The organism is Flavobacterium tagetis (assembly GCF_016735615.1).
In the GTDB taxonomy this organism is placed as follows: domain Bacteria; phylum Bacteroidota; class Bacteroidia; order Flavobacteriales; family Flavobacteriaceae; genus Flavobacterium; species Flavobacterium tagetis.
The window spans coordinates 71,222-95,259 of the sequence record NZ_JAERSF010000001.1 but is presented as its reverse complement, the minus strand read 5'-3'; the positions used below and the strand labels follow the sequence as shown (position 1 = coordinate 95,259).

At 32.8% G+C, this 24,038-nt stretch carries 19 protein-coding genes; 15 read left to right on the top strand and 4 right to left on the bottom strand.

The features are described 5' to 3' along the window. The first annotated feature begins 13 nt into the window (after positions 1-13). From JI750_RS00405 to JI750_RS00380, 6 genes are all read left to right on the top strand, one after another. Complete coding sequence (locus JI750_RS00405) at positions 14-583, top strand: 4Fe-4S dicluster domain-containing protein (RefSeq protein ID WP_201998193.1); 570 nt, start codon at positions 14-16, stop codon at positions 581-583. Positions 584-594: 11 nt separating this feature from the next. Further along, positions 595-1,104 carry a QcrA and Rieske domain-containing protein gene (locus tag JI750_RS00400; protein ID WP_201998191.1) on the top strand — a complete coding sequence of 170 codons (510 nt, stop codon included), beginning with the start codon at positions 595-597 and terminating at the stop codon, positions 1,102-1,104. Between the two features lie 18 nt (positions 1,105-1,122). Further along, positions 1,123-1,368 carry a DUF6755 family protein gene (locus tag JI750_RS00395; protein WP_201998189.1) on the top strand — a complete coding sequence of 82 codons (246 nt, stop codon included), beginning with the start codon at positions 1,123-1,125 and terminating at the stop codon, positions 1,366-1,368. A gap of 78 nt (positions 1,369-1,446) precedes the next feature. Next, positions 1,447-1,935, top strand: coding sequence for a DUF6985 domain-containing protein (locus tag JI750_RS00390; protein ID WP_201998187.1), 489 nt, complete (start codon positions 1,447-1,449; stop codon positions 1,933-1,935). Positions 1,936-2,030: 95 nt separating this feature from the next. Next, positions 2,031-3,044 (top strand): 2-hydroxyacid dehydrogenase, encoded by a 1,014-nt coding sequence (locus JI750_RS00385; RefSeq protein WP_201998185.1) that lies wholly within the window; start codon positions 2,031-2,033, stop codon positions 3,042-3,044. 27 nt (positions 3,045-3,071) lie between these two features. Further along, positions 3,072-3,668, top strand: a complete 597-nt coding sequence (locus JI750_RS00380; protein ID WP_201998183.1) for a hypothetical protein — start codon at positions 3,072-3,074, stop codon at positions 3,666-3,668. A 79-nt stretch (positions 3,669-3,747) separates the two neighbouring features. On the opposite strand, the gene JI750_RS00375 is transcribed toward JI750_RS00380, so the two are convergent. The 3 genes from JI750_RS00375 to lysS all read right to left on the bottom strand — a co-directional run bounded on the left by JI750_RS00375 (position 3,748) and on the right by lysS (position 9,873). Further along, a complete protein-coding gene (locus JI750_RS00375) occupies positions 3,748-6,555 on the bottom strand; it encodes a DUF2135 domain-containing protein (RefSeq protein WP_201998181.1) in 2,808 nt (935 codons plus the stop codon). A 74-nt stretch (positions 6,556-6,629) separates the two neighbouring features. After that, on the bottom strand, positions 6,630-7,775 hold the full coding sequence (locus JI750_RS00370; RefSeq protein WP_201998179.1) for a S1 family peptidase: 1,146 nt from the start codon (positions 7,773-7,775) through the stop codon (positions 6,630-6,632). Positions 7,776-8,169: 394 nt separating this feature from the next. Continuing rightward, positions 8,170-9,873 (bottom strand): lysine--tRNA ligase, encoded by a 1,704-nt coding sequence (gene lysS, locus JI750_RS00365; RefSeq protein ID WP_201998177.1) that lies wholly within the window; start codon positions 9,871-9,873, stop codon positions 8,170-8,172. 293 nt (positions 9,874-10,166) lie between these two features. Here lysS and JI750_RS00360 point away from each other — a divergent pair, with 293 nt between their 5' ends. The 4 genes from JI750_RS00360 to JI750_RS00345 all read left to right on the top strand — a co-directional run bounded on the left by JI750_RS00360 (position 10,167) and on the right by JI750_RS00345 (position 13,613). Next, a complete protein-coding gene (locus tag JI750_RS00360; RefSeq protein ID WP_201998175.1) occupies positions 10,167-10,970 on the top strand; it encodes a hypothetical protein in 804 nt (267 codons plus the stop codon). 66 nt (positions 10,971-11,036) lie between these two features. Next, complete coding sequence (locus tag JI750_RS00355) at positions 11,037-11,780, top strand: hypothetical protein (RefSeq protein ID WP_201998173.1); 744 nt, start codon at positions 11,037-11,039, stop codon at positions 11,778-11,780. Between the two features lie 5 nt (positions 11,781-11,785). After that, positions 11,786-12,484, top strand: a complete 699-nt coding sequence (lipB, locus tag JI750_RS00350) for a lipoyl(octanoyl) transferase LipB (protein ID WP_201998171.1) — start codon at positions 11,786-11,788, stop codon at positions 12,482-12,484. Positions 12,485-12,761: 277 nt separating this feature from the next. Continuing rightward, complete coding sequence (locus JI750_RS00345) at positions 12,762-13,613, top strand: nuclear transport factor 2 family protein (protein ID WP_201998170.1); 852 nt, start codon at positions 12,762-12,764, stop codon at positions 13,611-13,613. Between the two features lie 46 nt (positions 13,614-13,659). Here JI750_RS00345 and rnhB read toward each other — a convergent pair whose 3' ends face one another. Then, the gene (gene rnhB / locus JI750_RS00340; protein ID WP_201998169.1) at positions 13,660-14,322 is read right to left on the bottom strand and encodes a ribonuclease HII; all 663 of its coding nucleotides are present in this window, start codon (positions 14,320-14,322) and stop codon (positions 13,660-13,662) included. 659 nt (positions 14,323-14,981) lie between these two features. Between rnhB and JI750_RS00335 the strand changes: the two genes are divergently transcribed. The 5 genes from JI750_RS00335 to JI750_RS00315 all read left to right on the top strand — a co-directional run bounded on the left by JI750_RS00335 (position 14,982) and on the right by JI750_RS00315 (position 23,991). Continuing rightward, positions 14,982-18,269 carry a SusC/RagA family TonB-linked outer membrane protein gene (locus tag JI750_RS00335; RefSeq protein WP_201998168.1) on the top strand — a complete coding sequence of 1,096 codons (3,288 nt, stop codon included), beginning with the start codon at positions 14,982-14,984 and terminating at the stop codon, positions 18,267-18,269. Between the two features lie 3 nt (positions 18,270-18,272). Beyond that, positions 18,273-19,787 (top strand): SusD/RagB family nutrient-binding outer membrane lipoprotein, encoded by a 1,515-nt coding sequence (locus tag JI750_RS00330; RefSeq protein ID WP_236672943.1) that lies wholly within the window; start codon positions 18,273-18,275, stop codon positions 19,785-19,787. Positions 19,788-20,037: 250 nt separating this feature from the next. Beyond that, on the top strand, positions 20,038-22,023 hold the full coding sequence (locus JI750_RS00325; protein WP_201998167.1) for a putative porin: 1,986 nt from the start codon (positions 20,038-20,040) through the stop codon (positions 22,021-22,023). 45 nt (positions 22,024-22,068) lie between these two features. Further along, the gene (locus tag JI750_RS00320) at positions 22,069-23,430 is read left to right on the top strand and encodes a pyridoxal-phosphate dependent enzyme (RefSeq protein ID WP_201998166.1); all 1,362 of its coding nucleotides are present in this window, start codon (positions 22,069-22,071) and stop codon (positions 23,428-23,430) included. 78 nt (positions 23,431-23,508) lie between these two features. After that, entirely contained in the window at positions 23,509-23,991 is a 483-nt protein-coding gene (locus JI750_RS00315) for a 3'-5' exonuclease (RefSeq protein ID WP_201998164.1), read from the top strand. The last annotated feature ends 47 nt before the right edge of the window (positions 23,992-24,038 follow it).

The following is a 24,038-nucleotide window of genomic DNA, read 5'->3' as shown; positions in this document are numbered from 1 at the left end:
AAAAACAAGAATCATGAATTTGACTAATTATAATAAAAACGAAGAGTTTTTTGTAGACTTACAAAGATGCATAGGCTGTAAAGCCTGCGAAATGGCGTGTTCGGAATGTGAAACAAATGGTCAGGAATCGATGATTCATGTTAATTATGTCGAGCGTGCCGTAACGATTCAAACCACGGTTCAGGTATGCATGCATTGCGAAGATCCGGTTTGTGCCAATGTTTGTCCTGCTGATGCGATTTCGCAAGACGAATTTGGCGTAGTTCATACCGCAAATACAGAGCGTTGCATTGGCTGCTCCAATTGTGTAATGGCTTGTCCGTTTGGGGTTCCGAAGAAAATGGAAGAATACGATTTAATGATGAAATGCAATATGTGTTATGACAGAACAAGCGTTGGCAAAAAGCCAATGTGTGCTACAGTTTGCCCGAGTGGCGCACTGTTTTATGGAACTCGTGCTCAGATCGAAGAAATGCGCCCTAACAGCACTCCTGTAAATTCATTTGTTTTTGGGAAAGAACGTGTCAACACAAAAGTGAATATCATGATGCCAAAAGGAAGCAGCGAATTAAGAATATTCTAAATCTAAAATCCATGTCTAAAGAAGATAATTTAAAAGAAAACTGGAAGAAAGATTTTCCATATAAAAAACAAGAATCGACACAAGTAAGCCGACGTGATTTTGCCAAATTCCTTACGCTGGTTTCAGGAGGTTTAATGGTTGGAAGCGGACTGGTTGCAGCAAAAGCTTATTTATTGCCTGGCGAAGAAGTTGTTGGAGAACATTTTGTGTGTGAAATAAAAGATATTCCATTAGGAGGAACAAGAGGATTTGTAATTGAAGGAAGTAACATTCCGTATATTTTGGTGCATTTAGAAAGCGGGATGTTTAGAGCTTACGAACAAAAATGCACGCATCTTTCTTGTGCTGTTTATTACAAGCCAGGAACCGGAATTATTCACTGTCCGTGCCACGAAGGTTCTTTTGATGCTTTGACGGGAGATGTAATTGCAGGACCTCCGCCAAGAGCTTTGCCTCAGTTAGAAGTGGTTTTAAAAGGAGAAAAGATTTTCGTGAAAGCATTCGAAAATAAAGAAAGTTAATAGTTTAAAATAAAGATTATGAGTACATTTAGAAAAAGTCAAAATCAGGCAAATCCTAATAAGTTGAATGTTATTCTGTCTACTTTAATATTTGTTTTAATCTTAAATGTAAGCATTCAGATTTGGTTGTTATATGCTGCGTTAAACAATGCATTAGATAACAATAAAGAGATTTTAATTCCAGCATTTATAGGTTCGCTTATTTTATTTTTAATTGGTTTTGGATGGCTGTATTATCTGCCAAAAGGGAATTTTAAAAAATAATATATAAAGCTTTTAATATTATATTTATAACTTGTTACAAACTTGATTAAGCTTTAAGTTTGTAAAAAAGTATAAATTATGAATCATAAATTTTGGGGAGAGATTCAAGAAGACTGGGCAGGAATTTCAGGAGATAAGCTTTTTAAAAATTCTCATTTTAAAGATGACGAAATTCAAGTTTTTTTAGGAGAAGAATTTGATGAAGATGGAGAAGAAATCGAAGAATTTCCAACAAATGAAGAATTAGATGATTTTGAAAAAACGTATAGTAGTTTTTTAGAAAATATTGAAGATGTTATACTTCAAATAAAAGAAGAAACGTTTCTTCGCTATAAAAAGATTTATGCGAAATATTATGAAGACCCAAGACAATCAGGAGAGGAACCTTTAAATATTGATACTAAAGAAAAACACTTTGAGTACATTAAAGAAATATTATACATAAGGATTTTAAAAAGAAATGAGATAAAAATACCAATTCGTTATAATTTAGATACCGAACATGGTATTGAAATTAAATTAAGAAATAATAAAATAGTAGCAGTTGCAGGAATAGCTGAGACTTAAGATAAATGAGGAGCTTAACAAGCTCTTTTTTTATGTCTTAAATAGACTTTAAAATAAAATCCGTAATTTTAAGGAACTATTAAAAATTAAATTCCATGACCTTAGCAAACAAGAAAATTGCCTTTTTTTCTACTCAGCCTTACGATAAAACGTTTTTCAATAAATATAACGAAGACTTTGGTTTTCAGTTAGATTTTTTTGAAACACAGTTAAATCCTCAGACAGTAGCTTTAATTGAAGAGTGCGAGATTGTTTGTGTTTTTGTAAATGATATTGTAAACGAAACAGTTATTAAACAATTAGCAGAAAAAAAAGTAAAAATAATTGCTTTACGGTGTGCTGGATTTAATAATGTCGATTTGGAAGCTGCTAAAAATCACGGCATAAAAGTTTGTCGTGTTCCTGCATATTCTCCTCAGGCGGTTGCCGAACATGCCATGGCGATGATTTTGACTTTAAATAGAAAAACGCACAAAGCTTATAATAGAGTTCGTGAACAGAATTTCTCTTTAAACGGATTATTAGGCTTTGATTTATTCGGAAAAACAATCGGAATTATTGGAACAGGAAATATAGGAAAAGCATTTTCTAAAATTGCATTAGGTTTTGGCTGTAAAGTTTTGGCTTATGATATTGTTGAAAATGAAGAGATGAAAAAAGACGGTGTTTCTTTTGTAGGATTGGAAGAAATCTTTAAATCGAGTGATATTATTTCGCTCCATTGTCCGCTGAATGAACAGACCAAACATGTTATCAATACCACTTCTATTTCTTTTATGAAAGATAGTGTTATGATTATCAATACAAGCCGTGGCGGGTTAATCGAAACGTCGTCGGTTATTGAAGGCTTAAAAGAAGGGAAAATTGGCTATTTAGGAATTGATGTGTACGAACAGGAAGAAAAACTATTCTTTAGAGATCTCTCGGCAGACATTATTCAGGATGATGCAATTCAGCGTTTAATGAGTTTTCCGAATGTTTTGGTAACGGCGCATCAAGCATTTTTTACCAACGAAGCTTTAACGCAGATTGCTTTGGTGACTTTTAACAATATAAAATCATTGCTAACGGAAAATGATATTGAAAATAAAGCCGCATTACTAGTGTAAATTATAACGAATTTAAAATATCAGATTATGAAAAATAAGATTTTAATTCTAATCTCAATTTTGGCATTGAGCTCTTGCCAGAATAAAGACAATTCAAAAAATATAGTAAAAACAGTTGTTCAAGACACATTGTCTAAAACACTTGGCGGGACGGCAGATTTGAGCGAAGTTACTCCAAAAGAAGACAAGGCGGTAGAATTAATCCGTAAACAATTGCTGGTTTTATTAAAAAATGATATTTCTGCACTGACAAAAGACGATCGTTATTTTTATTATGATGCTTTTGATTTAAATAATGATAAGAAAAACGAATATTTTGTTGGTTTCTCAAATTCTTATTTCTGTGGAAGTGGAGGCTGTTCAGGTTATATCTTGAAGAATGACGGAAGTATAATCAATCGTTTCACTGTAACCGATTTTCCAATTTATGTAACCACTTCATCAACAGAAAAATTTTATGATCTTATATTTGAAAGCGGAGGAAAATTTCATCTTTTAAAAATGAAAGGTGGTAAATATCCATCTAATCCGTCTGTTCAAGAAGTTATAAAAGGCGATGTTCCAAAAGAAAGCACAAAGGTTTTGGATATTCAGAGTGGAAAATTGGAGAAGTATTCGTTTTAAATTGTGATTTAGGATAAAAAATAAACCCGACAGGTTTTAAGAATCTGTCGGGTTTAAATATTAGTGAAGTTTGTAATTTCTAAAATTCAAATTCTCCAATTAGAATTTTGCTATCGCTTTCACGTTTGTTTTCTTTTTGACTTTGGAAAACAGCAATTTTTCGTTCTTGTCTACCATCAGAATAGTAAAGGTAAACTTCTGCCATTATAGTCGTTGGCCCAGAAAGAATATTCTGTCTCTCGCCGAAGAAATTAGTCTTGATTTTATATTTTCCCTTAATTGCTTTTTTTAATAAGAACTGTTCAGGACCAAAACCTTGAGTGAAATCGTTGCTTAATCTTCCTCCAATTTCTGTAGATCTATGCGAGTAAGAGCAATCTTCTCCTCTTGGATCTGTAACCCAAAGATCGATATCTGTATTGTCTTTATTCCAGTTAATAACAATACGAATATCAACAGGAAGATTGGCTTTTAGACGATCATCTACTTTGCTTGCATCAACATTTTTGTTTTGACTCAAAATATTATTGATTTCCATAATCAAGATTTCTTCAATACCATTGTCTCGTACAGAAATCTCATCGGTATATTCCTGATAAAGCATAGATTTATAGATGTTAAGAGCTTCTTGAGGTTTTTTATTGTCAACTAAAGCTAATGCATAATCTCTATGGCTTTGAGGATCAAAAGGTCTCCATTCTAGAATCTTTTGAGTAATCCACAATTCTTTTTCATAATTGCCTCTCTGTTTCAATAAATAAGATATCGTTTTGTACAATTCTTCATTTTCCAAATCAAGTTCGGCTAATGTGCTTAAAACCTTTAGCGAAAGTGCTTTGTCTCCTTTTTTGAATAGCAGTTTAGAAACATCAAAATAATACGTTACCTGTTTCTCATATTTCGGACGATTTTCAAGATATTTCTGGTAAATCAATTCGGGAGACTGTAAAGATTGAAAATCTTTCATGTATTCTTGAGTGCTTTCAACATCTACCAAAGTTATTTTTCCAGAGGATGTTTTTTTATCACCCGCTCTGCTTTCTGCAGAATATACAGCATTATCGCTAACAACACTTTCTTCTGCCGACGACAATTTTTGTGATTGCTTAGAAACTTTTGGATACTGTTTTTTTTCCGTAGGCTTAAATTCGCTATTCCACCAAGTTGTCAGTTCTCGCGTTTTATCAAAAGCTTTAGATAAAAGATTTCTTCTTTTTTCTAAAACTTCTCTTTTGTTTTGCGAAACGATTTTATTGTATTCTGATAATAATTCCTCTGGAGGAGTAATGCCAAAACGTACATAATCATTAACATCTTCCAATACGATAAGACTAGTGTTCTTGCTTACAACTCCAAACTGTTCGCTCAGATTTCTTATTTCATCGTTGTTTTGTGTTGAATTAAGTTCAAGATCATTAATTTTTCGTTGCGCCCAAAATTGCGCAATAGGCCAATTGTTTACTTGTACAGCGTTACTAAAATCTACAGGTACTTCAAATTTCTTATTTCCTACTGAAAAAACAGCAGTAAGTTTACTTACGTTCGAAGATGAAATTCCAAATATGTTTACCGGTTCATTTACGGCAGTTCCAACATTTGGAAACAGTTCCTGAAGCGTATTAGTTTCTTTAAAGCCTAAAAATATAATAGGAAGTCTTTTGAAGGTTTTTAGAGCAGTTTGAGTGTCTAATTCGTTAAGATTGATAAAATTCCCTCCTGATTGTGATGCTAAAAGCTTTAGCAAATTAAAGTCAGAAGTTGGCGTGCTCACGATACTGTTGACTGGTTTTTTGAATTTTAAAGTTAAATCACCAAAATTTGAAATTCCGTCAGAAAACAAAAGATATTCGTCTATTGATGAAATCTCTTTTAAAGCGCCAAAGTCAGTTCCACCATCGTATTTCAGATTCAGAATTCTGTCTTTTAATGCATTCCAGTTTCCTCCAGAAACAGCAAAATCTTCTGTTTTTTCTAGAGTATTATTTAAAAGAACAAAAGAGACTGCAATATCCTTGTTCTCTAAAAAATAAGCAGTAAGAAAGTCTAGTTCTTTTTGATGGTTTCTCTTTGATCCGCTGAATGAGTTGTCCCAAATAATAGCGACTTTTTGAGATTTTGCTTTTTCTTTTACAGGGAAATTCATCGAAACACTTGCCGCAAAATAAGATTTATCGTCAGAAGCTTTTTGAAGCATCACACTAGAAGACTCGTTTACTTTTGGAATGCTTATTTTTAGGCTTTCATTTGGCGTGAAATTCGCTTTTTTAATTTCAGCAATCCATTGATTTCCTTGTTTCTGAAAAGCAAAACTTCCATCTGGATTTTCTGTGATTTTTGGAGTTGTCAGACTTTCATTAACTAATACTTTCAGATTGAATTTTGGAATCCTAACAGCATTGGCAAAACTTAAAAAATACAGATAATCAGTAGCCGAATTTTTTAATTCCTGATTGTATGTAATTCTTATAAATCTGGTGCCTCTAGCTGTAATCGGGTAAATTCTGGTTCTGAAATTATTTCCAGCTACTTTTTCAATAATACCTGGATCTACATTTCTTTTTTCAATACTTTCAAATACTTCTTTAGCTCGTTCTTTTGGAACGGGAACAGCGTCTCTTAAGCTTCCGTTAATATCTAATGCATAGCCACTTACACTTACTCCTTCTGGCAATGGAAGTGTAAAATTTCCTTCTAAAATTCTGTCGCCAGGATTATAGAATGTATAAGTAGCCGTAGTTGAGGCAAGATTTCCTAAAATTTTGGTTTCGATTTGTACTTCCTGTAAGATTACCGAATTTTTTTTCTGATTTTCGACATCCAGAGTTGGAATCTGTGAAAAAGCGGCACTAAAGAACAGTAGCGTACAGATAGTGAAAAATTTATTCATAATTAATAAGCGTGATTTTTTATTTGATTTGAAATGTCAAAATCCGTTTAGATTTAAGAGTCTTTTTTTTTTGACTAAAGTGATTGAATATGCTTTGCTACAATTCCAAAATTGAAACCCTGAACCTGATCGAATCCACTGAAATTAACAGCAATTAGTTGGCCACATTCATTAAAAACTGGTGAACCACTAGCGCCATGTGTAGAAGTTATACTGTATTGAATTTTATTGCCGTCAGATTCTTTACTTATCTGACCATTGTAAAGCTGTACTTTTATACCAGAATTTGTCTGAGCCAAATCGATTCCCATTGGATAGCCCACCATTATCGCTTTTTGCCCCGGAGCTAGAGAAGTATCATTGTCAACAATATTATCAAGGCTAATGATGTTGGTAACTGTTTTAGGAGTTTTATGATTGGCTACTTGCAAAATGCCTAAATCAATATTGCTGTCATCTGAAACTTTTTTAATCTCACAATTAATCCATTCACCATCAGAATTATGAAGAGCCACTTCAATCCCTACAGTTTTTACATATACCTCAATATTTTCTGCAGAAACATATTCTTTCACTGGAATAGATGCGGCAATATCTGTTGATGCTTGAGTTGTATCTGTTTCTGTTTCATTAGAGCTAACAAATTCTTCACCCGCTGACTCAGTAGTTTCTTCACCTGACTCTTCGTATTCTCCCTCTCCTTCACCTTCTTCGTATGAGATTGAAGCATGCGACCAGTTGTTATTGATAAAGCTTTCATAGTCATCTTCAGAAACATCGGTAGTAAGAATAGAAGCAATCTTCATTCGTAGATTTCGAATATTAGTATTTACTTTCTCGCTCTCTTCTTCAGTTGAATCCCATGGCTGTAAAACATGTCTATTGGTTATCATGTCTCCTTCTGTATCTACAAAAAAGCCAGTTCCGTAAATGGTTTCTTCCTTAGCGTCTTCAACATTAAGTTGAAATTCTTTTCCGTTAATTTTAGCAAAGTATCCATATTTATGCTTTATAAGTACAACTGCGTCTTTGTAAGCATCGTAGATTTTGGTATCTGTGGCTAAACAAACGGCTTCCTTTTTAGGTGTAAAATATTTAAATCCTAAAAATGATGCTGCTGAGACAAAAACAACAGCGACGATTGCAAATTTGTAACGGTTTCTTTTTTTCTTGATTGTTGTTTCTAAGTCTTCGTTTGGGGCGATCTTTCTAATTTTCATTTAGATTATTGGTTGAAAAATGTTAATTGAATGGGTTTGGGTTAAAAAAAAATAGACTTGATTGAAAGTCTATTTTTGTTTTCAAATGTAGTAATTTGTTTGCTAAAAAAAGCAAAAACTATATCAATTGTATATTAACTTAGAGTCGTAATTTGTTTTGTTTTTTAATGTTATAGTAAGGCTTATGAAAGTATTTTCTTGTAAAACAATTTAGTGGAATTAAAGTATTGTTTTTCAGTTTTTTAAAAATGAGTTTTGATTTCAGTTTTAAGTATTGATGAGAAGAAGTATTCGTTTAAAAAAAGAAACCCCGACAGGTTTTTAAAACCTGTCGGGGTTGAAGTATGTAAATCAATTTGGAATTTGGAATTTCCAAAATTGGATTTTTTAAAATTTACCCCACCAATTCCACAAATTTAAACTCGCCATCAACGACAACTTTAGTCAAACCATGTTTAGATAAGTTTTTCATAGAAGCATCCCATTTTTTACCGCTTAAGTTAGCAGAAACTTTTAGTTGAGATAAATCCATTTTATTTTCGTTTCCTTTCAATAAAGTAATGATCACTTTTTCTTCTTCTGTCAATTCGATCTGAGCTTGTTTTTTCTCAGGACGCATTTGTGGGAACAATAAAACTTCTTGAATAGAAGCGTTGTTTGTTAAATACATAATCAAACGATCCATTCCAATTCCCATTCCAGAAGTAGGAGGCATACCGTATTCAAGAGCTCTTAAGAAATCTTCGTCGATAATTCCGTTTGCTTCATCATCACCTTTTGCAGCCAAACGCATTTGATCTTCAAAACGCTCTCTTTGATCAATAGGGTCATTTAATTCAGAATATGCATTTGCGATTTCTTTTCCGCAAACCATTAATTCAAAACGCTCCGTTAAATCTGGATTATCGCGGTGCTCTTTACAAAGCGGAGACATTTCTTTTGGATAGTCAGTAATGAAAGTTGGCTGAATATAATTTCCTTCACATTTAGCTCCAAAAATCTCATCAATTAATTTTCCTTTACCCATTGTTTCGTCAACCTCGATTCCCATTCCACGTGCTGCTTCAAACAATTCCTGTTCTGTTTTTCCAGAGATATCAAAACCTGTAAAGTGTTTGATAGAATCTGTCATTGTGACACGTGCATAAGGCGCTTTAAAGTTTATTTTGTGCTCGCCAAAAGTAACTTCGCTTGTACCATTTACAGCAATCGCACAATGCTCCAATAAACCTTCAGCAAACTCCATCATCCAGTTGTAGTCTTTGTAAGCTACATATATTTCCATTGCAGTAAACTCAGGGTTATGTGTTCTGTCCATACCTTCATTACGGAAGTTTCTAGAGAACTCATAAACACCTTCAAATCCACCAACAATTAATCTTTTTAAATACAACTCATTTGCAATACGCATGTAAAGCGGAATATCAAGCGAGTTATGGTGCGTAATAAATGGTCTCGCCGAAGCTCCACCAGGAATGGATTGTAAAACCGGAGTGTCAACTTCCAAATATCCAGCGTCGTTAAAATAACCACGCATTGCACTGAACAATTTAGTACGTTTGATGAATGTTTCTTTAACTTGTGGGTTTACAGTTAAATCTACATAACGCATTCTGTAACGTAACTCAGCATCATTAAATGCGTCGTGAACATTTCCTTCTTCGTCAACTTTTGGCAATGGAAGCGGACGCAAAGTTTTACTCAAGAAAGTAAAACCAGAAACACGAATACATTTTGCACCAACTTGTGTAGTAAACAATTCACCTTCAATACCAATAAAATCTCCTAAATCGGTTAATTTTTTGAATACTTGGTTGTATAAAGTTTTATCGTCACCTTCACACAATACATCACGATTTACGTACAATTGAATACGTCCTTCGCTATCTTGCAACTCAGCAAAACAAGCTTTACCCTGATCACGAACACTCATCAAACGACCCGCAACGATAACCTTCTTACCCTCTTCAAATGACTCCTTTATCTGCTTAGATGTATGATTTACAGGAAAAAGATTAGCTGGATAAGGATTGATTCCTAAGTTGCGTAAGTTTTGAAGTTTTTCTCTTCTGATGATTTCTTGTTCTGATAATGCCATTTTTGCTTTATTTTTTTAAGTGTGCAAAGATAAAGAAAAGAATGTAGATTTTTTAATGCAGTTTTTAGATTTTTTGCAACATCAAATTATTGGGTTTCAATCAACTTTAGTCGGCATCGATAGCTGTTGGAATAGACGTGTTTCTAACAAATGTAAAATATGCTCTAATATCAAGTTGTTCATTTACAGGGTTTGGATAAAGCCTTAAATGACAAATTTGAAGTTGTTTTAAAATGAAACTAAAATAATTCTTAAAAGAAAGTATCTTCGCTTGAATAACTTAAACCTCAATTATGAAAAAAATTCTACTTTGCTTTTTTATTGCATTTTGTTTTACTAGCTGTATCCTTAAAGAAAAGATGACTATGAACGAAGATGGTTCTGGAACTTTTTCGTACGGTTTTGATATGTCTCCGATGTATAAAATGGGGATGAAAAAATCAGATTCGACAAAAGTTAATAAAGTTTTAGATACCACTTTTACTTTCAAAGATGTTCTAGCAAAAATAAAAGACAGTATTTCTAAACTTCCAGATGGAGATAAAGAAAAACTAGAGATACTTGAGAAAGAAAAAGAGAAACTTGAAGTTTTAGAGAATTTTAAAGTGAGCATAAAGATAAATGACGAAAAAAAGCAATTTGAATATGCTATGGCATTTGATTTTCCTAGTGGAACAGGCTATAAATCTATTGCAACTCCGGCAGAAAGTTTAGAAGGATTGGCTGCTACAGACAAAAAGAATTTAGGACTTTTAAGTGCCGCGCCCAAGCCTGAAGAAAAAGCAACCACGACTATTTTTTATGATGGAAAGGTTTTTATTAAGACTGTAACGCCTGCTAAAGACGATAAAAAAGCTAAAAAGAAAAAAGAAGCTAAGAAAGAAAAAAGCGATGATCCATTCTCTAAAAAAATGGAAGAAATGCTAAAGGAATGCAGGTATATTGCCGAATATCATTTTCCTAAAAAAATCAAAACCGTCTCACTCAAAAAAGCAGTTATAACAGAAGATAGAAAAGGCTTTACTGTAGAAGTGCCTTTGGATAACATGCAGGAAAGTAATGTAGATTTTGGTTTTAAAGTTGAATTTGAACAATAATTGGAGCTTTCAATAAAATGTATTTTTAAAAATAGTCTTTGTATCTTTGATAAAAATATAACTACGATGAAATTATATAAACTACTTGGTTTTTCTTTTTTAATAGCGACTTTAACTAGCTGTACTTTCACTGAAAATATTTATATAAACGATAACGGAACTGGAAAATTCTCTGTAGATATGGATGGTTCTGCTTTAATGGAAATGGCGGGCGATCAGATTGCTGGGCAAATGGGGGATGCTAAAAAAGATATTGATACTACTTTTACTTTCAAGCAAGTATTTGAAGAGAAAAAAGACAGTATTGCTAAGTTGTCACCAGAAACACAACAAGAGCTTAAAAAGTTGGAAAACTTTGTTGTGTCAACAAAAATGAGCTCGGAGAAAAAACAGTTTCAAATGATAATGGCAACTGATTTTAAAAATGTAAATGAACTTCAAGATATTTTACAAACATTAGGTACGCTTCAAAAATTAGAAGGAGGTGCAAATCCTATGGGAAGCGGTTTTGGAGATAATGGCAGTAAGCTAAGTTATACTTATGACGGAAAGAAATTTACAAGAAAAGCAGTAGTAGATCAGCAAAAAAAAGCTGCAAAAGCAAAAGACTCTGCGGCAGATATGTCAAAAATGATGTTTGCTTCATCTAGTTATGTTGTAAATTATCATTTTCCAAAAAAAATTAAGAAAGTCTCTAATCCAACTGCGTTGTTTAGTGACGATCGAAAATCAATTACAATTCAATACTCTTTTACGGATTATATGGAGAATCCCGACAAGCTTAACTTTGATGTTGAGTTTGAAAAATAATTAAAATGAACAAAAAAATCCAACTTCAGGATCTGGGCAAAAGAGACTATAAGTCGACTTGGGAATATCAAGAAGAACTTTTCAAAGATATAGTCGATTTAAAAATCAAGAACAGAAGAGAAGAACTAGATCTCCCAACGCCAAACTATTTACTTTTTGTAGAGCATCCGCATGTTTATACTTTAGGGAAAAGTGGTGACCTTGAGAATTTATTATTAAACGAAAAACAGCTCGAAGCGAAAGGCGCGACTTTCTATAAAATTAACCGTGGAGGCGATATTACGTATCATGGACCTGGACAGATTGTAGGTTATCCGATTTTAGATTTAGAAAATTTCTTTACAGATATTCATAAATACCTTCGTTTGCTTGAAGAATCTATTATTTTGACTTTGGCAGAATATGGTTTAGAGTCGGGTAGAAGCGAAGGAGAAACAGGTGTTTGGCTTGGTGCTGGAACTCCGTTTGCACGTAAAATCTGTGCAATGGGCGTTCGTGCTTCAAGGTGGGTAACCATGCATGGGTTTGCTTTAAACGCAAATGTCGATTTAGGTTACTTTGATAATATTATTCCGTGCGGTATTCGCGGAAAAGGCGTTACTTCTTTAAACGTTGAACTTGGAGTAGAAAAAGTAGACGAAGAAGAAGTAAAAGTTAAAATCATCAAACATTTAACTGAGCTGTTCGAAGCCGAATTTGTTTAAAAAATAATTCCTAATAAAAAGTAACCCGTTTCAAGTATCGATTTTGAAACGGGTTTTTTATTTTAAGTGGTGAATTGAACAGCAAATTAGGTTTGTTTTTTTAATAGAAAGCAGTTTTTTTCTTAAATTTATATTCAAAAAACGGAAAAACCATTTCGCAAAAGTTAAGATTTTGATGGGATGGCAAATTCTAGACTTCTTGTAATTCTCTTAGCTATTTATGCTAAATTTGGTTTTATACTATTAAATTTAAATTTCATTTTATTCCTGATTGCTTATGAGAAAAATCTACTTATTCTGTTTCCTTTTTGTGCTTAATGGTCTTTTTGCCCAAAAGAAAGATAAATTATATCCAGTTGCAGTTTATGAAAAAGTGTGGCAGGAAAAAAATAGCGATACCAGATTAAAGATGATTAAATCAATCTGGTTAGAAGACAGCACCTTTGAAGATCCTTCGGCTTCTATAAAAGGGATTGCCGCATTTAATAATGTGATCAACGAGTTTTATAAGAAAAACCCAGATGCTGTATTAACGTCGGGTCCAAAAATTGTAAAAGACAATTATGTTACGTGGGAATGGAAGGTTCTCGATTCTAAAAATAACCTTATAATGGCTGGCCGTGATTTTGCACGTTTAAATGGAAAGGGTCAGGTTAGTAAAATTATTGGTTTCTGGGACAAAGGAGCAACATTGTCTGAAGCTGATATTTTGAAAAATTTAGAAACTGATAATTTAAAAGTAGTAGCAAAATATTACGAAAGCCTTTTTAAAACAAAAGATCTTGATGCATTGGCGACTGTAGTGGCAGATGGTTCAATTTACAATCAGGCAGCTGGATTACCTTACGGCGGAACTTATATTGGTTTTAGTGAATGGACTAAAATGTTTACAAAATCAACAGAGTTTTTTGATCTTCAAATAGAGAAAGAACCAACTTATTTTAGCGATGCTTCTAAAAATGAAGTAATCATTTATTTTACAATAAACTGCAAATCTAAAAAGTCGGGCAAAACAATGTCGGTTCCAATTTCGGAACATTTCGATTTGAAAGATGGAAAAATTACTTCTGTTAGACCTTTCTATTATGATACAAAAACATTTGCTGAGTTTTTAAAAAGTAAAAAGTAAAAAATAAAAAGTAAAAAAACGACCTATTATCTAGGTCGTTTTTTTATTAAAATAAATCGAGTTCTAACTGCTCAGGTAGAAGCCTAAAACTCATTCTATGGTATTTTGTAGTTCCGAATTCTTTAATGGCTTCACGATGTTCTTTGGTTGGATATCCTTTATTTTGTTTCCAGTTGTACATTGGAAATTCTTCATGAATTTGATCCATGTATTCATCACGATAGGTTTTTGCTAAAACAGACGCGGCAGCGATGCTTAAATATTTCCCATCGCCTTTTATAATGCTTTGATTCGGAATCGATTTTAAAAGCGCAATTTCATCTTTAGAAAACTGTTTTCCATAGGTGTTTTTAAGTCCCAGTTTGGCATTCAAAGAACGATTTCCATCAACAATAATAAATTCAGGAATATGTTTTAGTTTTAAAATACACTCCTGCATTCCTTTCATCGAAGCATTTAGAATGTTTATTTCATCAATTTCGTCTGGAAATAAATGCGTAACAGCAAAACATAAAGCTTCTTCTTCTATAATAGGTCTTAAAAGTGCTCTTGTTTTTTCAGACAACTGTTTACTGTCATTCAGAATTTGATTTTCAAAATGTTCGGGTAATATTATAGCTGCAGCAGTAACTGGTCCAGCCAAACATCCTCTGCCAGCCTCATCAGTTCCCGTTTCTAAAACAAACCCAGAGAAATTTTTTTCGAGCATTTTTTAGTTTTTAAAAAGCAAATATGGTGCTTTTTTTCTAAAAATCATTAACAAAATTTAAGTGAAAACAGAGAGAAATTTGTCCTTCTAGAATTGTCATATTTAAAATTCCAAATTGATGCAAATTTGGCCATTTTTTAAAATGAGTTTAAATCTGTGATCCCAGTAAAAACAAGGAAAAACATCTGCTTTTTATGATTTTTTTTGAAAAATGTTTAATTATGAATTTTTAAAAAGAGGAGCAAAATAGGCTGAAATTTAACATTTATAAAACTTAGAAGAATTGATTTACAATTTATTATGTTAAAATAAAGAAGTATAAATGGAAAAAAAGCCGGAATAAAACATTCTCAGTTGAAAATGTTTTATTTCCTAAGTTTTTTTATAAGATAATACTTGTCTTTTTTTTTGAATTTTATCCATTTTTTTGAGGTTATTCTTCCTTTAAATGTTAATTAAATGTTAATATTAATGTTGAACAAATTACAGTATTTTATGTATAAAATTACATATAGTGTTGTTTTTATGCTAATTAAGTATTTTAAAAAAATCAGATGTTAAAGAAATATTAAAAAATAGTTATGAGTTACCCGAAAATCGGGTTGTTGCTTTAAGAAAATATTAAGATGTTTGCGACTTACTAATTCAAAATTTATAAAATGAAACTAAAGTTTAATGGATTCTTAGTGCTATTATTAGTACTTATAGCGCAACTTACCTTTGCGCAAGAAAGAGCTGTTTCAGGAATTGTTTCCGATAACGCAGGAATGCCTTTGCCAGGTGTGAGTGTTTTAGTTAAAGGAACAAAAGTTGGAACACAAACAGATTTTGATGGAAAATATTCTATCAAAGCATCCCCAAATCAAATCTTGGTATTTACTTACATTGGGATGAAAACCCAAGAAATTGCAGCAAGCTCAACTTCTGTAAATGCAAAATTAGTAAGTTCATCAGTTGAACTTGAAGGTGTAGTAGTAACTGCATTAGGTATTAAGAGAGAGAAAAAAGCTCTTGGGTATACTACTCAGGAAATAAAAGGAGAAGACTTAGTTGGTGGTACTGCCGGTCCTAACTTCCTTAACGATCTTTCTGGTAAATCTGCTGGGGTACAAATTAGAAGAAATACAAACTTTGGAGGATCTACAAACGTAGTTTCAAGAGGTGTTAAAAACCTTACTGGAAATAACCAAATGCTTATTGTTATTGATGGTATGCCTATTAATAACTCGAATGTGAACTCTAGTAATGGAGCACAAACAGCAGGAGCACGTAATACTTATGATTATGGTAATGCTGGTATGGATATTAATCCTGATGATATTGAAACATTAAATATATTGAAAGGTGCTGCTGCATCTGCTTTATACGGGTTTCAAGCTGGTAATGGTGTAATTATGATTACTACCAAAAAAGGTAAAGCTCAAAAAGGTATGGGAATTACTATTTCTAGTGAGTTTGGTGTTGGATCAGTTGATAAAAACACTTTCCCTGTTTACCAAAACAAATATGGTCAAGGATATGGACCAACTTATGATGCCAATGGTAATCCAAAAGGGACTCCAGTTGGACCAACAGGTGCATTTTTTGTTATAGATAAAAATGGTAACCAAGTTGTAAGTACAACAGATGATGCTTCTTACGGTGTTGCGTTTGATCCAAATCTTTCTGTTTATACTTGGGAATCTTATTCTCCATATTCTTCAAAATTTGGACAAAAATCTCCATGGGTTGCTGCTAAAAATGGTCCAATTACATTTTTTCAAACAGCACAAACATTCAATAACTCAATCTCTTTTGAAGGGGGTACAGATAAAAGCAACTTTGTTATCAATTACAACAACTATAAAGAGAATGGTATTTTGCCAAATAGTGAATTGAAGAAAAATAATGCAAGTATTAAATTCAACCACAAATTAACAGATAAATTATCTGCAAGTGTTTTTGCAAATTATTTAGCTCAAACTACAATGGGTAGAAACACTACTGGTTACGGTGGTGATAACGTTGCTGGTTTATTCCGTCAATGGTGGGGAACTAACGTAGATATTCAATCTCAAAAAGAAGTTTTCCAAAATTCAGGCGGACAAAATATTTCATGGAACATGGCAGATCCTGCTAATGGAAATACAAATCCTAAATATTGGGATAACCCATATTTTACAAGATATAGAAACTACCAAACAGACGAAAGAAATCGTTTCATCGGTTATGGTCAGTTAGATTATAAATTTACAGATTGGTTAAACGCTACAGGAAAAATAAGTACAGATACTTATTCAGAATTACGTGAAGAGAGAAAAGCAGTAGGATCTTTGGCAGGAACATTTGGAATCAACCGTTTAGCTGTTGGTTCAGGATACCAAAAGTATACTGGTATGTTTTCTGAGCAAAACTATCAGGTTACATTGAACTTCAATAAAAAAATTACTGAAGATTTCACATTAACAGGTTTAGTTGGTTATAATGCTTTAAGAACTAGACGTACTTCTACATTAGCTTCTACAGATGGAGGACTTATTATTCCAGGAATCTATGCATTATCAAATTCAGTAAATGCTTCTCCATTCCCAATTGAGGCTGAAGATAACACAGCTGTAAACAGTATTTATGCATCTGCTTCGGTAGGGTTCAGAGATTTCCTTTATTTAGAAGGAACTGTACGTAATGATGCATTCTCTATGTTGCCACAAGACGACAACGATGTTAATACGTACTCTGTTTCTGGAAGTTATGTTTTCACAAGTCATATTAATCAACCATGGTTATCTTTCGGTAAACTTAGAGCAAGTTATGCAGAGAATCCACAAGGAAGTATTGACGCATATGCATTGCAAGATGTATTTACTAAATTTAACCCATTTGGTTCAAACCAACTTTATTCAAGACCGAACATTGCTAACAATCCAGATTTGCACCCTGTAAAAACTACATCTAAAGAACTTGGTTTAGAGATGCAATTCCTTGACAGAAGATTAGGTTTTGATGTAAGTGTTTATAAAAGTTTAAGTGAAGATCAAATTTTCCCAGTAGATTATTCTACTGCAACTGGTAACTCTTCTAGATATGTAAACGCAGGATCTGTAGAAAATAAAGGTATTGAGGTAGTGTTCAATGCAACTCCTTTCAAAACAAAAGATTTCCAGTGGGATATTAACCTAAACTGGTCTAAAAATGAGAATACAGTTGTAGCTTTAGCACCAGGTGTTGATGTTTTAACAATTGGAACATTCCAAGGAGGTGTTAGTATCGTTGGTACAAAAGGACATGCTTATGGAGATATTCTTGGAAAAGATTATATCTACAGTGCAGACGGTCAAAGAGTAACTAAAAATGGAGTGTATTTACAAACTGCAACTACTAATAATGTAATTGGTAATGTTACTCCAGATTGGATTGGAGGTATTCGTAACAAATTTACTTACAAACAAGTTTCTCTAGGTTTCTTAATTGATGTTCAAAAAGGAGGAGATATTTTCTCTCTTGACCAATATTATGGACAAAGCTCTGGTTTATATACTTCTACAGCAGGAAACAATGAGCTTGGAAACCCTGTAAGAAATACACTTGCTAATGGTGGAGGTGTTATTTTACCAGGAGTAAATGAAGATGGAACTCCTAATACTACAAGAACGCCAAGTCCTGAAGTAGCTGGAAGTATCTATGGATACAACAATAATCCGCAAAAAGCATTTGTTTACGATGCAAGTTATGTTAAATTAAGAGAGGTAAGTATTACTTATAGCTTCCCTAAACAATTTATAGCTAAAGCAGGTTTGAATGATTTACGTCTTTCTTTAGTAGGTTCTAACTTATGGATCATCAGTAAAAATCTTCCAGATGCAGATCCAGAAAGTGGTATAAGTTCAGGTAACTTATCATCAGGTTATTCAGGAGGTTCACTTCCTACAACAAGAAACATTGGTTGTAACCTAACATTAAAATTTTAAATCATGAAAAAAGTACTTTTATTAATGTCTGTGGTAGGTATGATGGTTTCGTGCAGCCAAGACATTACAGATATGAATGTTGATCCGAAAAGACCAACAACCACCAAAGCTGAATATTTGTTTACAAATGCTGAGAAAAAATTAGTCGATCAAATGGTTAGTACTAGTGTAAATAATAATGTTTTTAGATTATTTGCACAACAATGGACGGAAACTACTTATCCTGATGAAAGCCAGTATAACATTACAAATAGAAAAATTCCTGATACGCACTTTTTGGTTTTGTACAGAGATGTTCTAGCTGATTTTCATGATTCAAGAGTTATGATTGCAGCAACAGCTACTGCAACTCCTGCAGATGAGGCAATTAAGCAAAATAAATTGGCGCTTATTGATATTTTGGAAGCTTATGCTTATAGTGTATTGGTAGATACTTTTGGAAACGTTCCTTACACACAGGCAATTGATATTCAGAAATATCCTTTACCAGCTTATGATGATGCAAAAACTATCTACATAGATCTTATTAAAAGATTAAATGCAGATGTTGCTGTTTTAAAAACGAATAGTGCAGCAGCTAACTTTGGTGCTGCGGATATTATCTATTCAGGTAATGCTGCAAGTAATGCGAAATGGATGAAATTTGCTAACTCGTTGATAATTAGAATGGCAGTTAATATGTCTGATATTGATCCAGCATACGCAACTACTCAAGTTCAGGCAGCTCTAGCTTCTGGTGCTTTGGCTAGTAATGCTGATAATACAAAATTGACTTATTTGACTACATCAGGAAATCAAAATCCATTGTATGCTGATTTAGTAACTAGTCAGAGATTTGATTTTATTCCTGCTGAGCCTTTTGTTTCTGCTATGGATGCTGTTGTTCCTGGCGGTGACCCAAGGATGCCTAAATATTTTACTAATCTAACTTCTCCAGCTCCTGTTATTCCTGCAGGAAGAACATTTGTTGGTGGAACTTATGGTGCAGGAAATGTTTATACGACTTACTCGCAAATAACGTCTACATTAAATAATCCTGCTTTTCCAGGAAATATCTTTGATTTCGCTGAGTTGAATTTCTTATTAGCAGAAGCTGCTGAGAAAAGTTTAATTCCAGGTGGTTCTGCTCAAGCAAAAGTATACTATGATGCAGGTATTAGAGCTTCTATGGCAGATTGGGGAGTAACTAATACTGCTGCTATTGATGCTTATATTGCGAGCCCAAAAGTAGATTATAATAATCCGTTAAGTGGAGCTACGTATAAAGAAAAAATTGGTAATCAAGCATGGTTTGCTCTTTATAACAGAGGATACGAAGCATGGACATCTTACAGAAGATTGGATTTCCCTGTATTAAAAGCACCACAAGCAGCTATCAATAAGCTTATTTTCACTGTACCAGTTAGATACACTTATCCAGGTGTAGAAGCAAGTATAAATAAGGCAAATTATACTAAAGCTGCTGCTGATATTGGTGGAGATTTATTAAATACTAAATTGTTCTGGGATAAATTCTAATCTTTAGAATGTTCTATATCAATTAAGTTGATGATTAAAATTGATTTATACCCAATTTGGGAATAAGAAAAATAAATATTTTGATTTTTTTTGAGAGCCCCGTATACTTTTGTATACGGGGTTTTCGTTTCCTAAAGACCGAAACAATTCTAGTTTCATATTATATATTATGTTTTTTTATTTATACGTTTTTATCTTTTACCTTTGCTTCACTAAATTTTTTCGAAATAATTTTATATAAAGCCATCAAATGAGAATATTCATTTTTCTATATCTATTAGTTGTTCCAACTTTATTGTTTTCGCAAGAAAAAAAAACTGCTTCTAAAAATAATTTAGATATGAATACGGAATATTCTAGTATAACAGATACCGTAAAAAAGAAAAAACAAAAAATAGCGACGATAGATCAGTATAAAATTGTGACATTAGAACATGATACCATTTATGCGGATACCTCGCTGACTATTAAAAGTGCTTACAGACAAAATCATCTTAGAAAAGATCTTTTTGGACTTCAGGAATTATCTAATATAGGCCAGCCTTTAAACACGTTGCAATATAGCTTAACCAGTTTTTCTCCATATCCTGAAATTGGTTTTAACGGGAAGCATTCGCTTTATATGCAAGCAGATCAAATTAGATATTATTCTGTTGCAACTCCTTTTACAGAGTTATTTTTTAATACGACTATAAAAAAAGGACAAAATGTAGATTCTTTTATCACATTAAATGCTTCTAAAAATCTTAATTTTTCAATTGCATATAAAGGATTAAGATCTGAAGGAGATTACAACAATCAATTGGTCAGTGCTGGAAATTTAAGAATTACAACCAGTTATGCAACAACCAATAAACGTTACGCAATAAACGCTCATTTTACGAATCAGGATATATTGAATGAAGAAAATGGAGGTATAACGAACGATGCTGATTTTGAAAGTGATAATAAAGATTATAAAAACCGACAAAGATTACAGGTTTATTTGACTGATGCAGAATCCTTTTTAAAAGGACGAAGACTGTTTTTTGATCATGCTTTTAGGGTAAACCCAACTGATGGAAGTAATAACCTATATATAACGCATCAGTTTAATTATGAGTACAAAGATTATGAGTATAAACAGCCAACTGTAATTTCTACTATAACAGCCAATGATGGATCGACTACGCGTATACAGCGATTTGGAGAGTCTTACGCAGCAAGTAATATTAATGATCAAACTAAATATGAAAGACTGTATAATAAGGTAGGGGCAGCTTACGAAAATTCATTATTAGGGAAATTTATATTTTTTGTAGACGATTACAGATCAAATTACCAATACGGCCGAATTATTGTTGATGCAGATGGAAATGCTGTTCCTGACAATTTGTATTTACAGTTTAATAATTTTGGTGCTCAATATGAATATCAGAAAAACAAATGGAATGGTAGATTTTTGTATTCAAGGTCAATCACCAAGGAATCGCTTTCAGATTTAGATGCTAAGTTGCGATATGATATGAGCGAAAAAATTAAATTTGATTTTAGATATCGCAATATCAACAAACTGCCTAATAACAATTATAATTTGTACCAAAGTAGCTGGATTTCGTACAATTGGTCAAATAATTTTAAAAATGAAAAAATTAATTCGCTAAGTGCAGAAATTACAACTCCTTGGTTGACTGGACAAGTTCAATATACGGTATTAAAAGATCATTTGTATTTCACAGATATGGCTACAGATGCTCAGAAAGCAGTGAGTGAACAAATCGTTAAACCAATGCAGTACGGAAATGTGATTAATTATTTAGAAATAAAAGCAAGTCGAGAGTTTAAATTTGGACCTTTTGCACTAGATAATACACTTTTGTATCAAAAAGTAGATCAGTCAGATTTAGTTTTAAATGTGCCTGATTTTGTAACTAGAAATACATTCTATTATTCTAATCATTTCTTTAAAAAAGCATTGTTTATGCAAGCCGGACTTGTATTTAATTATATGACAAAATATTACGGAGATGATTATAACCCTGTAATTGCAGAATTTTTTGTACAGCAGGATAAGAAAATTGGAGGTTTTGCAACATTCGATTTCTTTGTAAATGCCAGAATACGCCAGACTCGTTTTTATTTAAAAGCAGAGCATTTTAATGCTTTATTTTCACAAAGTAATTATTATGCTGCACCACATAATCCGTATCGTGATTTTGTACTGCGCTTTGGTCTGGTTTGGAATTTCTTCCAATAAAAACTGGCTTATTATTTAGAACCACTTAATAAAACTTAAATAAAAATGGACTTTTCAAATAATATTTTAGAAACAATTGGTAATACACCATTGGTAAAACTCAACAAAATTGTTGCTGAAATTGATGCGTTAGTATTGGCAAAAGTCGAAACCTTTAATCCAGGTAATTCTGTAAAAGACAGAATGGCTGTAAAAATGATTGAAGATGCAGAGGCAGATGGCCGACTAAAACCTGGAGGAACTATTATTGAAGGAACTTCTGGAAATACAGGAATGGGACTTGCACTTGTGGCAATCGTAAAAGGCTATAAATTAATTTGTGTAATCTCAGACAAACAGTCTAAAGAAAAAATGGATATTCTTCGTGCTGTTGGAGCAAAAGTTGTTGTTTGCCCTACAGATGTTGAACCCACAGATCCACGTTCTTACTATTCTGTTTCAAAGCGTTTGGCAGAAGAGACCCCAAATTCTTGGTATGTAAATCAGTATGATAATATGTCAAATTCGTTGGCGCATTATGAGCAGACTGGACCAGAAATATGGAAACAGACAGACGGAAAAATTACACACTTTGTTGTGGGAGTTGGAACAGGAGGAACTATTTCTGGAGTTGGAAAATACTTGAAAGAACAAAATCCGAATATTAAAATCTGGGGAATTGATACTTATGGTTCTGTATTTAAGAAATATCACGAAACAGGAATCTTCGACGAAAACGAAATTTACTCTTATATAACAGAAGGTATTGGAGAAGATATTCTGCCTAAGAATGTTGACTTTTCTCTAATTGATGGTTTTACAAAAGTAACCGATAAAGATGCTGCAGTCTATACTAGAAAGATTGCTCTTGAAGAAGGGATTTTTGTTGGAAATTCTGCAGGAGCTTGTATAAAAGGTTTATTACAGCTAAAAGAGCATTTTAAACCAGAAGATGTTGTTGTGGTATTATTTCACGATTCTGGAAGCCGTTATGTAGGTAAAATGTTCAATGATGATTGGATGCGTGAACGCGGATTCTTAGAAGAAAACGTAACAAAAGCAGAAGACGTTATAAAAGATCATATTGATAAGGAACTGATTGTGGTACGTACAGAAGAATTGGTTTCTCATGCAATTGAGCGTATGCGTAAATATAAAATTTCGCAGATTCCGGTTGTTGACATCAATGGATTTGTGGGTTCTGTAGATGAAACGGATTTATTTAGAAGCTATGTTGCTGATAAAAATGTTGCCGAAAAACCAATTAAAGAAGTAATGGGTAAACCTTTCCCGATTGTAAAATTAGGAACGCCAATTGAAGAAGTTTCAAAACTTTTCAGCAAAGAAAATGATGCTGTTTTGGTCGATTTAGGAAACGGACAACATCATATTATTACTAAATATGATATTATAGGCTCAATTAAGTAAGCCTTTATAAACAAAAACAATCCATAAACCTTGTTGTAATGCAATTAGGTTTATGGATTTGTCTTTTAAAAAATTAAAATGAATTTTACAGCTATCGATTTTGAAACTGCAACAGGATATCATCCGTGTTCGGTGGGTATTGTGACAGTCGAAAACGGAATTATTATAGACGAATATGTTTCTTTAATTAAACCGCCAAATAACGAGTATAATCCTTTTACGATTCGTGTTCACGGAATTTATCCTAAAGATACCATCAATGCAAAATCTTTTTTTCAGATATATCCCGAGATTGAAAAGAGGCTTAAAAATAGAGTTGTAGTGGCGCACAATGAAAGTTTTGATCGGAATGTTTTAATGAAAACAATGCTGCTTCATGGCTTAAATTATGACGATTTGAATATTGCTACAAAATGGGAATGCACAGTTAAAATCTACAAAGCAAAAGGCATTAAGCCAACAAAACTAAGCGATTGTTGTCGCAAAATGAAAATTCAGCTCAATCACCATGAAGCGTTATCAGATGCAAGAGCTTGTGCTAAACTATATATGCTTCGTTAAATATTTTTATTTTGTAAGAATAGTATTAAAAATTAATTACTTTTAGA

Excerpts from the sequence above, each read along its gene's own strand:
- JI750_RS00405 (WP_201998193.1), top strand. The coding sequence starts at position 14 with ATGAATTTGACTAATTATAATAAAAACGAAGAGTTTTTTGTAGACTTA.
- JI750_RS00400 (WP_201998191.1), top strand. The coding sequence starts at position 595 with ATGTCTAAAGAAGATAATTTAAAAGAAAACTGGAAGAAAGATTTTCCA.
- JI750_RS00395 (WP_201998189.1), top strand. The coding sequence starts at position 1,123 with ATGAGTACATTTAGAAAAAGTCAAAATCAGGCAAATCCTAATAAGTTG.
- JI750_RS00390 (WP_201998187.1), top strand. The coding sequence starts at position 1,447 with ATGAATCATAAATTTTGGGGAGAGATTCAAGAAGACTGGGCAGGAATT.
- JI750_RS00385 (WP_201998185.1), top strand. The coding sequence starts at position 2,031 with ATGACCTTAGCAAACAAGAAAATTGCCTTTTTTTCTACTCAGCCTTAC.
- JI750_RS00380 (WP_201998183.1), top strand. The coding sequence starts at position 3,072 with ATGAAAAATAAGATTTTAATTCTAATCTCAATTTTGGCATTGAGCTCT.
- JI750_RS00375 (WP_201998181.1), bottom strand. The coding sequence starts at position 6,555 with ATGAATAAATTTTTCACTATCTGTACGCTACTGTTCTTTAGTGCCGCT.
- JI750_RS00370 (WP_201998179.1), bottom strand. The coding sequence starts at position 7,775 with ATGAAAATTAGAAAGATCGCCCCAAACGAAGACTTAGAAACAACAATC.
- lysS (WP_201998177.1), bottom strand. The coding sequence starts at position 9,873 with ATGGCATTATCAGAACAAGAAATCATCAGAAGAGAAAAACTTCAAAAC.
- JI750_RS00360 (WP_201998175.1), top strand. The coding sequence starts at position 10,167 with ATGAAAAAAATTCTACTTTGCTTTTTTATTGCATTTTGTTTTACTAGC.
- JI750_RS00355 (WP_201998173.1), top strand. The coding sequence starts at position 11,037 with ATGAAATTATATAAACTACTTGGTTTTTCTTTTTTAATAGCGACTTTA.
- lipB (WP_201998171.1), top strand. The coding sequence starts at position 11,786 with ATGAACAAAAAAATCCAACTTCAGGATCTGGGCAAAAGAGACTATAAG.
- JI750_RS00345 (WP_201998170.1), top strand. The coding sequence starts at position 12,762 with ATGAGAAAAATCTACTTATTCTGTTTCCTTTTTGTGCTTAATGGTCTT.
- rnhB (WP_201998169.1), bottom strand. The coding sequence starts at position 14,322 with ATGCTCGAAAAAAATTTCTCTGGGTTTGTTTTAGAAACGGGAACTGAT.
- JI750_RS00335 (WP_201998168.1), top strand. The coding sequence starts at position 14,982 with ATGAAACTAAAGTTTAATGGATTCTTAGTGCTATTATTAGTACTTATA.
- JI750_RS00330 (WP_236672943.1), top strand. The coding sequence starts at position 18,273 with ATGAAAAAAGTACTTTTATTAATGTCTGTGGTAGGTATGATGGTTTCG.
- JI750_RS00325 (WP_201998167.1), top strand. The coding sequence starts at position 20,038 with ATGAGAATATTCATTTTTCTATATCTATTAGTTGTTCCAACTTTATTG.
- JI750_RS00320 (WP_201998166.1), top strand. The coding sequence starts at position 22,069 with ATGGACTTTTCAAATAATATTTTAGAAACAATTGGTAATACACCATTG.
- JI750_RS00315 (WP_201998164.1), top strand. The coding sequence starts at position 23,509 with ATGAATTTTACAGCTATCGATTTTGAAACTGCAACAGGATATCATCCG.